This is a genomic window from Elusimicrobiota bacterium (assembly GCA_016722575.1).
In the GTDB taxonomy this organism is placed as follows: domain Bacteria; phylum Elusimicrobiota; class Elusimicrobia; order FEN-1173; family FEN-1173; genus JADKIY01.
In genome coordinates this window covers 265,351-280,051 of the sequence record JADKIY010000002.1, presented here as the reverse complement: position 1 = coordinate 280,051, position 14,701 = coordinate 265,351, and the positions used below count along the sequence as shown (strand labels likewise).

The 14,701-nt window shown below is 63.6% G+C and carries 16 protein-coding genes; 15 read left to right on the top strand and 1 reads right to left on the bottom strand.

What is annotated here, in order from left to right; translation table 11 throughout:
- Nucleotides 1-5: 5 nt before the first annotated feature.
- Nucleotides 6-536 (top strand): SRPBCC family protein, encoded by a 531-nt coding sequence (locus tag IPP68_04820; protein ID MBL0349680.1) that lies wholly within the window; start codon nt 6-8, stop codon nt 534-536.
- A 10-nt stretch (nt 537-546) separates the two neighbouring features.
- On the opposite strand, the gene IPP68_04815 is transcribed toward IPP68_04820, so the two are convergent.
- Complete coding sequence (locus IPP68_04815; GenBank protein ID MBL0349679.1) at nt 547-1,017, bottom strand: hypothetical protein; 471 nt, start codon at nt 1,015-1,017, stop codon at nt 547-549.
- 84 nt (nt 1,018-1,101) lie between these two features.
- On the opposite strand from IPP68_04815, the gene IPP68_04810 reads away from it, so the two are divergent.
- The 14 genes from IPP68_04810 (at nt 1,102) to ccoS (ending at nt 14,522) form a co-directional block, all read left to right on the top strand.
- Entirely contained in the window at nt 1,102-2,634 is a 1,533-nt protein-coding gene (locus IPP68_04810) for a DUF4118 domain-containing protein (protein ID MBL0349678.1), read from the top strand.
- 7 nt (nt 2,635-2,641) lie between these two features.
- Complete coding sequence (locus tag IPP68_04805; GenBank protein ID MBL0349677.1) at nt 2,642-3,322, top strand: response regulator; 681 nt, start codon at nt 2,642-2,644, stop codon at nt 3,320-3,322.
- Nucleotides 3,323-3,429: 107 nt separating this feature from the next.
- The gene (locus tag IPP68_04800; protein MBL0349676.1) at nt 3,430-3,672 is read left to right on the top strand and encodes a hypothetical protein; all 243 of its coding nucleotides are present in this window, start codon (nt 3,430-3,432) and stop codon (nt 3,670-3,672) included.
- Between the two features lie 95 nt (nt 3,673-3,767).
- Nucleotides 3,768-3,857 carry a K(+)-transporting ATPase subunit F gene (kdpF, locus tag IPP68_04795; GenBank protein ID MBL0349675.1) on the top strand — a complete coding sequence of 30 codons (90 nt, stop codon included), beginning with the start codon at nt 3,768-3,770 and terminating at the stop codon, nt 3,855-3,857.
- Nucleotides 3,854-5,575 carry a potassium-transporting ATPase subunit KdpA gene (gene kdpA / locus IPP68_04790; GenBank protein MBL0349674.1) on the top strand — a complete coding sequence of 574 codons (1,722 nt, stop codon included), beginning with the start codon at nt 3,854-3,856 and terminating at the stop codon, nt 5,573-5,575. Before kdpF ends, kdpA begins: the two co-directional genes overlap by 4 nt.
- Before the next feature lie 14 nt (nt 5,576-5,589).
- Nucleotides 5,590-7,656 carry a potassium-transporting ATPase subunit KdpB gene (kdpB, locus tag IPP68_04785; GenBank protein MBL0349673.1) on the top strand — a complete coding sequence of 689 codons (2,067 nt, stop codon included), beginning with the start codon at nt 5,590-5,592 and terminating at the stop codon, nt 7,654-7,656.
- Between the two features lie 10 nt (nt 7,657-7,666).
- A complete protein-coding gene (gene kdpC, locus IPP68_04780; GenBank protein MBL0349672.1) occupies nt 7,667-8,245 on the top strand; it encodes a potassium-transporting ATPase subunit KdpC in 579 nt (192 codons plus the stop codon).
- Nucleotides 8,242-10,698, top strand: coding sequence for a DUF4118 domain-containing protein (locus tag IPP68_04775; GenBank protein ID MBL0349671.1), 2,457 nt, complete (start codon nt 8,242-8,244; stop codon nt 10,696-10,698). Before kdpC ends, IPP68_04775 begins: the two co-directional genes overlap by 4 nt.
- A 177-nt stretch (nt 10,699-10,875) precedes the next feature.
- Nucleotides 10,876-11,253 (top strand): hypothetical protein, encoded by a 378-nt coding sequence (locus IPP68_04770; protein ID MBL0349670.1) that lies wholly within the window; start codon nt 10,876-10,878, stop codon nt 11,251-11,253.
- Between the two features lie 105 nt (nt 11,254-11,358).
- Complete coding sequence (locus IPP68_04765) at nt 11,359-11,949, top strand: SCO family protein (GenBank protein ID MBL0349669.1); 591 nt, start codon at nt 11,359-11,361, stop codon at nt 11,947-11,949.
- A 107-nt stretch (nt 11,950-12,056) separates the two neighbouring features.
- On the top strand, nt 12,057-13,442 hold the full coding sequence (locus tag IPP68_04760) for a cbb3-type cytochrome c oxidase subunit I (protein MBL0349668.1): 1,386 nt from the start codon (nt 12,057-12,059) through the stop codon (nt 13,440-13,442).
- Between the two features lie 51 nt (nt 13,443-13,493).
- Nucleotides 13,494-14,063 (top strand): cbb3-type cytochrome c oxidase subunit II, encoded by a 570-nt coding sequence (locus IPP68_04755; protein ID MBL0349667.1) that lies wholly within the window; start codon nt 13,494-13,496, stop codon nt 14,061-14,063.
- Nucleotides 14,057-14,311 carry a hypothetical protein gene (locus IPP68_04750; GenBank protein ID MBL0349666.1) on the top strand — a complete coding sequence of 85 codons (255 nt, stop codon included), beginning with the start codon at nt 14,057-14,059 and terminating at the stop codon, nt 14,309-14,311. The genes IPP68_04755 and IPP68_04750 overlap by 7 nt, the downstream gene beginning before the upstream one ends.
- A 55-nt stretch (nt 14,312-14,366) precedes the next feature.
- Nucleotides 14,367-14,522: a cbb3-type cytochrome oxidase assembly protein CcoS gene (gene ccoS / locus IPP68_04745; GenBank protein ID MBL0349665.1), complete on the top strand. Its 156-nt coding sequence runs from the start codon at nt 14,367-14,369 to the stop codon at nt 14,520-14,522.
- Nucleotides 14,523-14,701: the final 179 nt, after the last annotated feature.

Here is a 14,701-nt window from a genome sequence, read left to right as displayed (position 1 = left end):
TGTTTGTGAAATTGAAAATGCTTGGCGGGTTGGCGCTGTCGGTCGGCGTGTTTTTGGTTTTCGTGGCGTTGAAACCGGCGGACTATTCGATTTCCCGTCAATTGGAGATAAAGGCGTCGCCGGAGGCGCTCTTTCCCTGGATCAACAATTCCAAAAAAACGAACCAGTGGATGCCCTGGCCCGCCCTGGACCCGGCCATGAAGATGAGTTTCAACGGGCCCGAGGAGGGCGTGGGGTCCGAGAGCCGGTGGGAAAGCCCCGGCAAGATGGGCGTGGGATCCGCGGTGGTGGTGGAAAGCGTTCCTCCCCGGACGGTCAAAACCCGCCTTGAATACCGAAAGCCATTTCAAATGACCCAGGAGGCGGAAATGGCCATCGCCCCGTCGAAGGACGGAAGCGTGGTCACCTGGTCGGTGCGGGGGAAAAACAACTTCGTGGGCCGCCTCATGTGCGTGTTTGTGAACATGGACAAAATGGTGGGCGGGTCCTTTGAAACCGGGCTGGCCAACCTGAAAAGCCTGGCCGAGAAGAAATAACCCGATGCCTTTACCGCCTGTCCGGCGGCGGGGCTTCGGCGACGTCGCCCAGGACGGCCCGGGGAGGGGCGGCGGGTTTGCCCATCAAGGGAGCGCCCAGGATCGGTTCGCCCACGGTGGGGCGGCAGGCGGGGGCGGGCCTTTTTTTAATGAACCCCCAGGCCGTCAACAGGGCCGCGGCCCCCGCGAAGGCCAAGGCCGTCAAACGCCGAAATTTTTGCCGGAGGGCCGCCAGGCCCACCGGGCAGTCCGCCGTCATCACCGTTCCGTCCTCCCGCCGGAAAAACCGCACGCACAGCCGGCCTTCCTTTTCGTTCAACAGCTTGATCGCCTCGTCCCGCTTAAGCGCGGACAAATTAAAAACGTTCAGGCGGCAATGGGCGCAGAAGCGCACCCGGTCGTCGCCGGTCATCTCGTCCCAATTCATCGGGCACGGGGACGCCACTTTTAAACCCTTCAACGGATTGTCGAACCTGGGCATGGGAAACCTCCTTGGTCAACCTGGGACACCGGGCCGGCGAATTGGTTCCCGCGGCGGACAGGCCCTGTTCCGCGCTCGGAGGGCGTGGTACAATCAAAACCCATGAATCCCGATCCAACGTCCCCTCCTCCGCCCCCCCTGACACGACAGTATTTGTTCGCCGTCCTCGTGGTCGTCGGGGCGACGGGCCTCTGCTTCGCCGCGTTTCCCTTTTTCGATTTGGTCAATTTGATCATGATTTACCTGGTGGGCGTCCTTCTCGTGGCCGCCCGGGGGCGCCGGGGGCCGGCGGTGGCGGCCTCGGTCCTGAGCGTGGCCGCTATGGATTTTTGTTTCGTGCCGCCCCGATTCCATTTGACCGTTTCCGACGCGCAATATCTTTGGACGTTCCTGGTGATGCTGGCCACGGCGCTGGTGATCAGCCACCTCACCCTTCGCCTTCGATACGAGGCGGAGGCCGCCCGCCAGGGACAACGTCGAACGGCCCTGACCCACGCCTTCACCCAGCAGTTGACCAGCGCGCGAGGGATCGAAAAAGTCCTTTCCGCGGCGGCGCGGCACGTGGCGGAGGTTTTTAACGCGGGGGCGACCCTCTATCTTCCCGGGGCGGACGGTCGGCTGGAGGCCAAAGCCCGGGCGGGAGAGGCGCCCGCGTCCGTCGATAAGGAACGGGGCGTCGCCCAATGGGTTTACGATCGATGGAACGCCGCGGGGTTGGGAACCGCCGCCCTGCCCGGCGAGGAGGCCCTCTTCCTTCCGCTCCAAGGCGACGAGGGAACGGTGGGGGTACTCCGGGTCCAGCCCCGGTCCCGCGATTGGTTGCTGGCGCCGGAGCAGCGGCTGTTGTTGGACTCCTTCGTTCACCAAATCGCTTCGGCGTTGGCGATCGTGCGGTTGGAGGATCACAACCGGAAAGTCGAGGTGGAGGCCGCGGCCGAGCGGCTTCGCAGTTCATTGTTGAGCGCGGTGTCCCACGATTTGCGAACGCCCCTGGCGGCCATTCTGGGCTCGGCGGAGGCCTTGTTGGCCAAGAGCGATAATCCGCCGGGGTCCGCCGCCCGGGACCTGTTGGAGAACATCCGGTCGGAAGCGGAACGGTTGACCCGGTTGATTCAAAATCTTTTGGAAGTGACGCGCCTGGAATCGGGGGCGGTGGTCCTTCAAAAGGAACTTCACCCCTTGGAAGACGTGGTGGGCGGGGCCTTGGCCCGGTTGGAAAAAGCGCTGATCGCCCGGCGGGTGACGGTGGACCTTCCGCCCGATTTCCCGCCGGTTCCCATGGACGGGCTGTTGATGGAGCAGGTGTTCGTCAATTTGATCGAAAACGCCCTGCGGCACACTCCGCCCCAATCCCCCATCGACATCGCGGCGCGTTCGACGGAAAAAAACGTGACGGTGACCGTGGCGGACCGGGGCCCGGGCTTGGACCCCGGGGACCGCGAACGGGTGTTTGAGAAATTTTATCGGGGGAAGGCCTCCCCCGGGGCGGGACTGGGGTTGGCCATTTGCCGGGCGGTGGCGGAAGCCCACGGCGGCCGCCTGACCGCCGACCGGCGGCCCGGGGGCGGGGCCGTTTTCGAATTGACGCTGCCCCGGGGAGACGACCGTGGCCGTTGAAAAGACGATGCTCGTGATCGAGGACGAAGCGGCGATCCTGCGTTTCCTCCGGCCGGTGCTCGAAGACGCGGGGTGGCGGGTGCTCGAGGCCGCCACGGGCCGGCAGGGTCTGGAGGCGGCGGCGGCCAAAAAACCCCGGGCGATCCTGTTGGATTTGGGTTTGCCCGACGGCGACGGTTTGACGGTCCTCAAAGCCCTGCGGAAGTGGACCTCGGCCCCCATCATCATCGTCTCGGCCCGGGGGCAGGAAAAAGACAAGATCGCCGGGTTGGACGCCGGCGCCGATGATTATCTGACCAAGCCCTTCTCCACGGCGGAGCTCCTGGCCCGGGTGCGGGCCGCCGAGCGCCGAACGGAACGGGGGCCCGCCGACGTCTCGCCCGTCTACGAACGGGACGGCCTGCGGGTGGATTTGGTGGCGCGGCGGGTGACCCTTCGAAAAAAAGAAATCCACCTGTCGCCCCGCCAGTATGACCTGCTGGCCGTGTTGGTGCGCCACGCCGGACGCGTGGTGAGCCAGACCCAGCTGTTGCGGGAGGTGTGGGGGGAAAACGGCGACGCCACCCCCGAGTCCGTCCGCATCTTTGTCCATCAACTGCGCCAAAAGATTGAACCCGACCCGGTGCGCCCCCGTTGCCTCAAAACGGAGCCCGGCGTCGGTTACCGCCTCGAAGCCCCCCTCGACTGACGTTCCGCGTCTTAACGACTTCTTAACGCCCCCGCAATGGAGCGTTAACGCCCCTTTGCGCCATGATGGGGGGGCAGGCGACGATTCGTTGTTCGGGAGGTTGGGCCATGAAACGAAAATTCTTCTTTTGCTTTGCCGCGACGTTCCCGCTGTTTACCGCCGGCGCTGGATGGGCCGTGTGGCCCCCGGAGGGAGAGGAAAAAAGGACGGCGGGATCCGCCGCGCGGGCCGCGGAGCCGTTGGCGGACCGGGTCGCGCGGGACGAAGCGTGTCTGACCGAGGCGCTCCGGGACCTCAAGGACATCAAGGACCAATTGCGCCGCGTGTCGGAGCGGCCGAAGGAGAAATGACATGGACGCGGTCTATCTGGGTTTGACGGTGGTCCTGACGGTTTTGACGGTGGGTCTCATCGCGCTCTGCGAGAGGATTGTAAGGAGGCGAATCGATGGTTCTTTATTGGATCGGTGGAACCCTGACGGTGTTGATCCTGGTCTACTTGATGGCGGCTCTGTTAAAACCGGAGAATTTTCAATGAACGCAAACAACCTGACGCAATGCCTGATGGGTCTGGGGGTTTTGTTGGCGCTGGTAAAACCCTTGGGCCTCTACATGGCCCGGGTGTACGAGGGCCGGGCGCCGTGGCTCGGGAAGGCGCTGGGCCCCTTGGAGCGGCTTCTCTACCGTCTTTTTGGAATCCGCCCCGAGGAGGAAATGCCCTGGAAAACCTACGCGGCGGCCTTTCTGGCCTTTAACATCGTGGGCCTGGTGGCCGTTTACGCGCTTCAGCGCCTCCAGGGACGCCTGCCGCTCAACCCGCTGGGACTGGGGGCCGTGTCCCCGGACTCGTCCTTCAACACGGCGGTGAGTTTCGCCACCAACACCAATTGGCAGGGCTACGGGGGCGAGACCACCCTGAGCTACCTCACGCAAACGCTGGGGCTCACGGTGCAGAATTTCCTCTCGGCGGCGTCCGGCATGGCCGTGCTCGTGGCCTTGACGCGGGGGTTTGTCCGACGGCAGGCGTCGACTCTCGGGAATTTCTGGGTGGACCTCACCCGGAGCACGCTTCACATCCTCCTGCCGTTGTCGGTGGCGGTGGGGCTGTTGCTGGTTTCCCAGGGGGTGGTGCAGACCTTCCGGCCGAGCGTGACGGTGGCCCCGCTGGGGGGTGGGGCGGCCGCGCAGGTCTTGGCGGTGGGTCCGGTGGCGTCGCAGGTGGCCATCAAACAGTTGGGAACCAACGGGGGCGGTTTTTTCAACGTGAATTCGGCGCACCCCTTCGAAAACCCGACGCCCCTCAGCAATTTCATCGAATGGATTTCCATCCTCCTGATCGCGGCGGCGTTGTGTTCCACCTTCGGCGAGCTGGTCAAAGACCGCCGCCAGGGGTGGGCGGTCCTGGCCGCCATGGGGGTGATGTTCGTCCCCTTTCTGTGGCTCACCGTCGACCAGGAACAGCGGGGCAACCCGCTCTTGACCCGGGCGGGGGCGGACCAAGCGGCGTCGTCCCTTCAGCCGGGGGGGAACATGGAGGGCAAAGAGGTCCGTTTCGGCATCGTGCAGTCCGCTCTCTGGGCGACGGCGACGACGGCGGCCTCCAACGGGTCGGTCAACGCCATGCACGATTCCTTGACGCCCCTGGGGGGATTGGCCCCCTTGGTCCTCATGCAGCTGGGCGAAGTCGTGTTCGGCGGGGTGGGGTCGGGGCTCTACGGTTTGCTGCTCTTTGCCGTCATCGCGGTCTTTATCGCCGGTCTGATGGTGGGGCGGACCCCGGAATATCTGGGAAAAAAGATCGAGGCGTACGAAATGAAGATGGCGTCCATCGGCGTCTTGGTCCCCTGCGCGGTGGTGCTGATCGGCACCGCGGTCGCCGTGGCCACGAAAGCGGGGAGGGCGACGGTGTTCAACCCCGGGGCCCACGGGTTCAGCGAGGTGTTGTACGCCTTTTCCTCCGCCGGAAACAACAACGGGAGCGCCTTCGCGGGGCTCGGCGCGAACACCCCGTTCTACAACGTCGCGTTGGGATTGGCGATGTTTTTCGCCCGGTATTGGATCGCGATCCCGGTGTTGGCCCTGGCCGGGTCTCTGGCCGGGAAAAAACAAGTGCCCCTGTCCAGCGGGACGCTGCCGACCCACACGCCGCTGTTCGTCCTCTTCCTCGTGGGGACGGTGCTGCTGGTGGGGGCGTTGACGTTTTTTCCGGCGCTGGCCCTGGGGCCCATCGTCGAACATTTGACGCTCGCGTCGTAGCCAAGGAGAGTGCGATGAAAAAATCCTTTTCGCTGTTCAACCCGGCCCTTCTGCGCCGGGCGCTGTTGGAGGCGGTCAAGAAATTGGACCCGCGCCACCAATTTAAAAACCCGGTGATGTTTGTGGTGGAGGTGGGCAGCGTGTTGACCACCGGCTTGTGGCTTCAGGCCGCGACCGGGACGGGCGAGGCGCCGGCGGGGTTTATTTTGGCCGTGTCGCTGTGGCTGTGGTTCACCGTTTTGTTCGCCAATTTCGCCGAGTCCCTGGCGGAGGGCCGCGGCAAGGCCCAGGCGGACAACCTGCGGGCGGCGCGGAAGGACACGTCGGCCAAAAAGCTCATCGACGGGAAGCGGGGCCGGGCGCCGCTCGTCGTGTTGGCCGGCGCGCTCAAGAAAGGCGACGTGGTGCTGGTGGAAGCCGGCGATTCGATCCCCATGGACGGGGAGGTGATCGAAGGGTGCGCGTCCGTCAATGAAGCCGCCATCACCGGCGAAAGCGCGCCCGTCATTCGCGAAAGCGGGGGCGACCGCAGCGCGGTCACCGGCGGGACCCAGGTTCTGTCCGACTGGTTGGTGGTGCGAATCACGACGAACCCGGGCGAGACCTTTTTGGACCGGATGATCGGCATGGTGGAGGGGGCGAAACGGCAAAAAACGCCCAACGAGATCGCCCTGGGCATTCTGTTGGCGGGAATGACGATCATCTTCCTGTTGGCCACGGCGACCCTGCTGCCGTTTTCCCTTTACAGCGTCCAAGCGGCCGGGGCGGGAGCGGCGGTGTCGATCACGGTGCTGGTGGCGCTGTTGGTGTGCCTGATCCCGACGACGATCGGCGGCCTATTGCCGGCCATCGGCATTGCCGGGATGGACCGGCTGATCCGGGCCAACGTGATCGCAATGTCCGGCCGGGCGGTGGAAGCCGCGGGGGACGTGGACGTTCTGCTGTTGGACAAGACCGGCACCATCACCCTGGGGAACCGCCAGGCCGTGGCTTTCCGGGCGGCGGACGGGACCTCCGCGGAGGACCTGGCCGACGCGGCGCAAATCGCCTCGCTCTCGGACGAAACGCCCGAGGGGCGGAGCATCGTGGTGCTGGCGAAGGAACAATACAACCTCCGGGCCCGGCAGGTGCACGAACTGGGGGCGACGTTCATCCCGTTCACCGCCCAGACCCGGATGAGCGGCGTGGATTTGCAGGACGGACGGCGGATTCGAAAAGGCGCCGCCGACGCCATCGAGGCCTACGTGACGGAACAGGGGGGCGCCTTTCCCCCCGCGGTGCGTCGAACCGTCGACGACATCGCCCGGGCCGGCGGGACGCCCCTGGCGGTGGCCGAACGGGGCCGCGTGTTGGGCGTGGTGCACCTGAAAGACATCGTCAAAGGCGGGATCAAGGAACGGTTCGCGGAGTTGCGCCGCATGGGGATAAAAACCGTGATGATCACCGGCGACAACGCGCTGACCGCCGCCGCCATCGCCGCCGAGGCGGGGGTGGACGACTTTTTGGCCCAGGCCACGCCGGAAACGAAACTCAAATTGATCCGGGAAACCCAAACCGGCGGGCGCCTGGTGGCCATGACCGGCGACGGCACCAACGACGCCCCCGCCCTGGCCCAGGCCGACGTGGCCGTGGCCATGAACACCGGCACCCAGGCCGCCAAAGAGGCGGGCAACATGGTGGATTTGGACTCGAATCCGACGAAATTGATCGAGATCGTGGAGATCGGAAAACAGCTTCTGATCACGCGCGGCGCCCTGACGACCTTCAGCATCTCCAACGACGTGGCGAAATATTTCGCCATCATTCCCGCCGCCTTCGCGGGCACCTACCCGGCGCTCAAGTCCTTGGACGTCATGGGGCTGGCCACCCCGGCCAGCGCCATTCTCTCAGCGGTGATCTTCAACGCCTTGATCATTGTGGCGCTCATCCCGTTGTCGCTCCGGGGGGTCAAATACCGCGCCCTGGGGGCGAGCCGGCTTTTGCGCGACCACGCGCTGATTTACGGAGTGGGAGGGGTGATCACGCCTTTTCTTGGGATCAAGCTCATCGACAAGCTGTTGGTGGTTTTGCGGCTGGCTTAGGAGGAATATCATGTATTTAAAACAGTGGGGGACGTCCGTGCGCGCCGTCCTGGTCCTTTCGGTCTTGACGGGATTGGCCTACCCTTTCGCAATGACGGGACTGGCCCAGCTCCTTTTTCCAAAAGAGGCCAACGGGAGCTTGATCCTTTCGGCGGGACGGCCCGTGGGGTCCCGCTTGATCGGACAATCCTTCGATGAGCCGCGGTATTTTTGGGGGCGTCTTTCCGCCACGGGGCCGACGGCGTACAACGGGGCGGCCTCCTCGGGCTCGAACCTCGGGCCCGCCAACCCGGCGCTCCTTAAAGCCGTCGGCGACCGCATCGAGGCCTTGCGCTCGGCCGATCCGGAAAGCCGGGGGCCCGTGCCCGTCGACCTGGTGACGGCGTCGGCCAGCGGGTTGGACCCGGAGATCTCCCCGGCGGCGGCGGACTTTCAATTAAAACGCGTGGCCCGGGCGAGGGGATGGCCCGAGTCCGCGGTGGAGCGGCTGATCCGCGAGAACACCCGCCCTCGCTTTTTGGGCCTGTTGGGCGAGCCGGGCGTCAACGTTCTGGCCCTGAACAACGCCATGGACCGGGCGAACCCGTGAGCGCCCCCCCGGACCGGCGGCCCGACCCCGATCAATTGCTGAAGCACGTCCAGGCCGAGGAGGCGTCCCTCGGCCGGGGGCGGCTGAAGCTGTTTTTCGGCGCCAGCCCGGGCGTCGGCAAAACCTACGCCATGCTCGAAGCGGCCCGCCAGCGCCGTCGGGAAGGGCGGGAGGTGGTCGCCGGCCTGGTGGAAACCCACGGCCGGGTGGACACCGAGGCGCTCGTGGAGGGACTGGAAATTTTGCCCCGGAAGGAAATCCTTTACAAAGGCGTGGTCCTTCGGGAGTTCGACCTGGACGCCGCGTTGAAGCGGCGGCCCCGGCTGATCCTGGTGGACGAACTGGCCCACACCAACGCCGAAGGCCTGCGCCACGCGAAGCGGTGGCAGGACGTGGAGGAGCTTCTGGACGCGGGGATCGACGTGTACACCACTCTCAACGTCCAGCATTGGGAAAGCCTCAACGACGTGGTGGCCCAGATCACTGGGGTGTCGATCCGCGAGACGGTGCCGGACAATTTTTTGGATCGCGCGGACGAGATCGAACTGGTCGACCTGGCCCCGGAGGATTTGTTGAAGCGGCTGCGGGAGGGCAAGGTGTACCGCGGGGAGGTGGCGGGGCGCGCCGCGGAGAACTTTTTCCGGCCGGGCAACCTGATTGCGCTGCGGGAACTCGCCCTCCGCCACGCGGCCGAGCGGGTGGACGCCCAAATGCGCGCCTTCAAAGAGCGGCACGCCATCGGCGAAGCCTGGGCCGTCGGCGAGCGGCTGTTGGTGGGCGTCACGGGGAGCCCCATGTCGGCCCGGTTGGTGCGGGCCGCCGGGCGCCTCGCCGCGCGGCTTCGCACCCCGTGGATCGCGGCCCACGTCGAAACGCCGGATCTCCTGGCCGGACCCGCCGCCGATCGGGACGCCGCGGCGGAAAATTTGCGTTTGGCCCAGGGGTTGGGGGCTGAAACCCTGGTGTTGACCGGCGAGGACGTGACGGAAGAACTGCTCGCCCTCGCCCGCAAACGCCACGTCACGCGGATCGTCCTGGGCCAACCGGCCCGGCCCCGGTGGCGGGAACGACTGTTCGGCTCGGTGGTCAACGACGTGGCGCGCCGGTGCGGAGACATCGATTTGCACATCGTCAGCGGGACCGGGCCCGACGCCCGGCCCCGACGACGCTCCCCGGCGGAAGGCCGACGGGGCGCTGCGGGATTCCTTTGGGGGACCGCCGTGGCGGGCCTGGCTTCCTTGGTTTGCTGGCCCTTGGCCGGGAGTTTGGACCGGGTGAACCTGATCATGGTTTATTTGGTCGGCATCGTGGTCGCGGCTTACCGGTTCGGGCGCCGGGCCTCGGCGTGGGCGTCGGTCCTCAGCGTCCTGTGCTTCGATTTCTTTTTTGTCCCGCCCACCTTCACCTTCGCCATCGCCGACAGCCAGTACGTTCTGACCTTCGCCGCCATGCTGGGGGTGGGCCTCCTGATCAGCACGATCATGGGCCGACTTCGGCTCCAGACGCTTTCCCTCCGCCGGCGGCAGGAGCGTTTGCGCGCCCTCTATAAACTGAGCCGGGACATGTCCGAAACGCCGGACACGGCGTCGATGTTGAAATCGGCCGCGGCCCAGCTGCGGGAGTATTACGGAAGGCCCGTTCTGCTATTGACCGGGGGGGCGGGGGGACAACTGGAGGTGGCCGCCGGAGACCCGGGCGAATTCGAATGGAGCGAAAACGAACGGTCCGTCGCCCGGTGGGTGTTCGACAAATCCCAATTGGCCGGCGCGGGGACCGACACCTTGGCGGGGGCCCGGGGGCTTTATTTGCCGCTCACGGGCCGCCGAAATACGGTGGGCGTTCTGGGCCTTTCCGTGGGGCCCGAAGGGGACTCGGCTTCGACCGACGCGTTGGAGCTGTTGGAAACCTTCGCCTCCGAAATCGGGAGCGCTTTGGAAAGCACACGGCTCAGCGAGGCCATCGGACGGGAAGAGGTTCGGGCCGAAGGCCAGGCCATCGAGCGCGCCGCCGCGGCGGGGAACCGCCTGGCCGATTTCCTTCCTCCGGATCGGCTCGTGTTTTTGGAGGAAGGTTTGACCAACGAGCAAAGGATTCGAACCCTGTTGGCCCGGTTGGATTTGGAGAATCCCAACCGGGCTTTTCACGCGGTTATGGAGCGGGAGCGCGCCGCCCCGACGGTCTTGGGGCCGGGAATACGGGCGCCCCACGCCCGGATCACCGGGTTGGATAAAATTCGGGCGGCGATGGGGGTTTCCCGGTCGGCCGGGGAAATTTGGATTGTTTTCCTAGGGCCGGAGGACCGGCCCCGCGATCACCTGGGGTTCCTGTCGTTGGTGGCTTCCTTTTTCCAGGAACCCGGCCGGAAAGAGGCCGTCGTCGCTTCGGAATCCTTGGAAATCCTCCACCGGCGCCTGTCGGGCGGCGGCGCCGCCCCGGGGGTTCCCCTGGTTTAGTCGCTTCCCAGGCCGAACATTTACGCAACGCTTTGGATTGAAATCTTAAAGCGATTTATAAGAGGCTCCGCGCCCCTCTCGCGGGGCCTTCTTATTCGGTGCCGAGGTCGCGCGGCCATTCCCGGAAAGCGGATTTAAAAATGGGTAGAATGAATTTGGAATTTAGGGGGGTACGAAATGCGAACAGGCGGCGTTTGGTGGGCGGTGGCTTTCATGGCCTTGGCGGGAATGAAGAAGGTGGACCTCATTGATCAATTGTTAGCGGAGCTCTCCCAAAAACCGTTGTGGAGCAACGGAACCTTCCCCATCGTGCCGTTGGGGGAAAAGGCCGCTACGGCGGATGTTTTTCGGAAAAGTTTTGAATCCACCTATTTGGCCGAAGGGCGGATTGAAAGATTTAAAATCCTTGAAATACGAAAAGTGCGGATCGGAAAATTGGCCCCGGAGAATTACCGGGCGGCGCTTGTGAGCACTGAATTCGGCCGAAAAATCGTTTTGTATCGTTACGAAGGCGCGGGCACGGGGTGGTGGACGCGTGTTTTCGATGCGCGGTAACGGGAAGGTCGCTGTAAACATGATCTGGATCATGGATTCGGTTCCGGTTCAATTGATAAAAAAAGCGCGTTTAACGGCATGAAAGACCTAAATTTTTTCCGCAGAATGGCCCTTTGGGGGGCCCCGCTCGTCCTGGCGGTGTGGGGGGCGGGGTGCGCCTCCGGACCTCGGGAATTGCCGGTCCTGAGTTCCGTCGGCGATTTTCGGCTCACGGCGGTGACGGGCGAAAAGACGGCGACGCTTTCGGCCGCGGATATGACCGGACGGGTTTGGATTGCCGATTTCGTATGGACCCGGTGCAAGGGGCCGTGCTTTCTGATGTCGGGCAACATGGCCCGGTTGCAACGCGCGTTGCCGTCGGAGGTCCGGCTGGTGTCCGTGAGCGTGGATCCGGAACGGGACGATCCCAAATCGCTTTTGGCTTATTCCAAGCACTTTGTGGGTCAGGAAAACCGATGGTTTTTTTTGACGGGCGACAAGGCCAAAGTATACGCCCTCATTGAGAACGGGTTTAAACTCAGCGCCGAGGAAAACACCCAGGCGCCCCTGGCCGAACGGTTTGTTCATTCGACTAAATTTGTGCTGGTGGACGCGGCGGGGCGGATCCGCGGTTATTACGACGGCGAGGAGCCGGGGGAAATGAAAAAACTTCTCCGCGACACCCGCGGGTTGCTGGCCCCGGCGGCGGCGTCGTGAAGATCCTTCCGTTTTGGGTAGAGTTCGGCATCATCGTCGTCGGAACGCTGGCGATGTTTCTTCTCTCTCTGTGGATCGCGGCCCGGGTCCAGAAAAGGAAATAAAGAATGCAAAACGCGGAAACTCCGTTGGTGGACGAAAAGCTCGTCCGGTGGCATTTCGGCGCTGGGCTGGTTTGTTTGCTCCTTTCCATGTTGGGCGGTTTGTCGTATTCCTTTCAGTTCCTGGGGGGTTATCCCTTTCCGGGCATGGAATGGCTCTCGCCGGGGCGGGTTCGGATGTTCCACACCAACATGATCGCCTACGGGTGGATCGTCAACGCCTTCATCGGCGGATTGTGTTACGTGGTCCCCAAGCTGACCGACCGGCCGCTGGCGTCGCGCAAGCTTTCCTGGGTGATCTTTTTTGCGTGGCAACTGGTCGTCGTCCTGATGGGCGGCGGGATTTTGGCCGGCTACGCCCAGGGCATCGAATGGACGGAAACCCCGCTCTTCGTGGACCCCTTGATCGTGCTCGGCGTTGTTCTGCTCACCATCAACATCTTTGTGCCGATCCTCAAGGCGCGCCACGAAGCCTACTACGTGTCCATTTGGTATTTCGTCGCGGCCATGATTTGGACGGCCCTTAACTACCTGATGGGCAACTACCTGCCCCAATACATCGTGCCCGGAACCGGCGGGGCGGCCATCACCTCGGCGTTCATTCACAACCTGGTGGGCCTGCTCGTGACCCCGCTGGGCTGGGGCCTCCTCTACTACTTTGTGCCGGCCGTGCTTAAAAAACCCATTTACAGCCACGCGTTGTCCCTGATCGGGTTTTGGAGTCTGGCGTTTTTCTACCCGCTCAACAGCGTGCACCACTACCTGTATTCCCCGATCCCGATGTTCATTCAATACGCGTCGGTCGTCGCTTCCGTCGGGATTCACGTGGTGGTTTACACCGTCGCCTACAACTTCTTCGCCACGCTTCGAGGCAACGGGACCGCGCTGATGTCGAACATTCCGCTTCGGTTCTTCTTTTTGGGCATCATTAACTACATCATCACCTGTTTCCAATGCGCGGTGCAGGTGACGTTGTCGGCCCAACAGATCATCCACTTTTCCGACTGGGTGGTCGGCCACGCGCACTTGGTCATGTTCGGCGTGTTCGGGTTCTGGATCCTGGGCATGATGGCCTACCTCTGGCCCAAAATGTATAAGCGGCCCCTGCCCTGGGGCATCGCTTCGGCCGCTTTTTGGCTGTGCGCCGCGGGCAACTTCATCCTGTGGGCGGACTTGGGCGTGGCGGGCCTTATCCAGGGATTCCTCTGGCGGCACCCGTCGGTGCCCTGGATCGAATCCATTCGAGCCTCCCAGCCCTTCTGGCAGATTCGAACCGTTGCCGGCACGGGCATGCTGGCCGGAATTGTGCTTCTGGTGATCGCGCTGTTTAAGACGGCGCGGGGAACGTCAGCGGAGGCCGGCGCTCCGGCGGGCCTCCCGGTGGAGGGCTAAGCCGTGCGTCCCGAAAAATTCAGCTTCGTCTTCTTGGTCGGCGGGGTGTTGATGTTCTTCTTCGCCTTCGTCACGTTGGTGGCGAGCCCCTGGTGGATGTTGAAGAAAGTCCCGGTGGCTCAAATGGAGGAACTCGCCCTGCACCCGGACGATTATTTCTCCCAGATGAAGGTCAAATACCCGGACACCTTTGCGGCCGCGTTCGGCAGCGACGACCCGGCGGGATACGCCAAAGCGCTCAAATTGGGGCGCGACGTCTACATCGCGGAAGCGTGTTGGCACTGTCATTCGCAGTTCGTCCGCCCGGTTCCGGGCGAAACGGAGCGGTTCGGCAAAGTGTCGACCGCGACCGAATACCAGAACGTTCTCCAATTGCCCCAACTCTTCGGCACCCGGCGCGTCGGCCCGGATCTGACCCGTGTGGGGGGCAAATACGACAACACCTGGCACTTCAACCACTTCAAGAATCCGCCCGCCGTGGTCGCGGGGTCGGTGATGCCGTCTTACGCCTGGTTCTACGACAAAGACGGGAACCCCAACGCCAAAGGATTGGCCATTGTGACCTACATTCAGTGGTTGGGCACTTGGCCCCGCGTTAAAGGGTTGGACGAAGAATGGTAACCCCCAAAGCCAAGGCCGTTTGGGCGGCCCTCGTCGCGAGCGGTTTGTTCGCCGCGGTGGTGATGATGTTGGGGTTGCTTTGGCAAAAGAAGGTGACGGAATACGCCAAATTGGCCGCCGGCAGTTATATCCTGTCGACCATCGGTTTCCTTTTCCTGGTCGGTTGGACGTTCTTTCGGGGGGACCTGAACGACGTCGAAGCCCCCAAGCATCGGGTCCTCAGGGCCGAAGCCGATGACGCGGAATAGGTGGCTCGGCGGTTCGAGTTGTTTTTGTTTCTTCTGCGGGGTGGACAGCCGGGCGTTGATCGCCCTTTTTTTGTCCACGTTGGGCCTTCTGGTCGTGGGGTCTGTCTTTGTGCTGGTCTGGAGCGTCGCCAGCGGCCAGTGGGACGATAGCGAGAAGCCGAAATTTAAAATTCTGGAGGCTGAATCCGATGGCGACCCCAAAAACAACTGAAGAGACCGCCGCGATCCCCCCCGCCGGACATGGGAAAATGCCGCGCTGGCTTTTTCTTATCTGGGTGGCCCTCGTCGTGTGGAGTCTGTATTACGTGGCGCGATACGCGTTGCCGGATTACAAAGAATGGACGCAACGCCCGGCCCTCACCACCGCCGAACGCCCTTAAGTTTCAAACG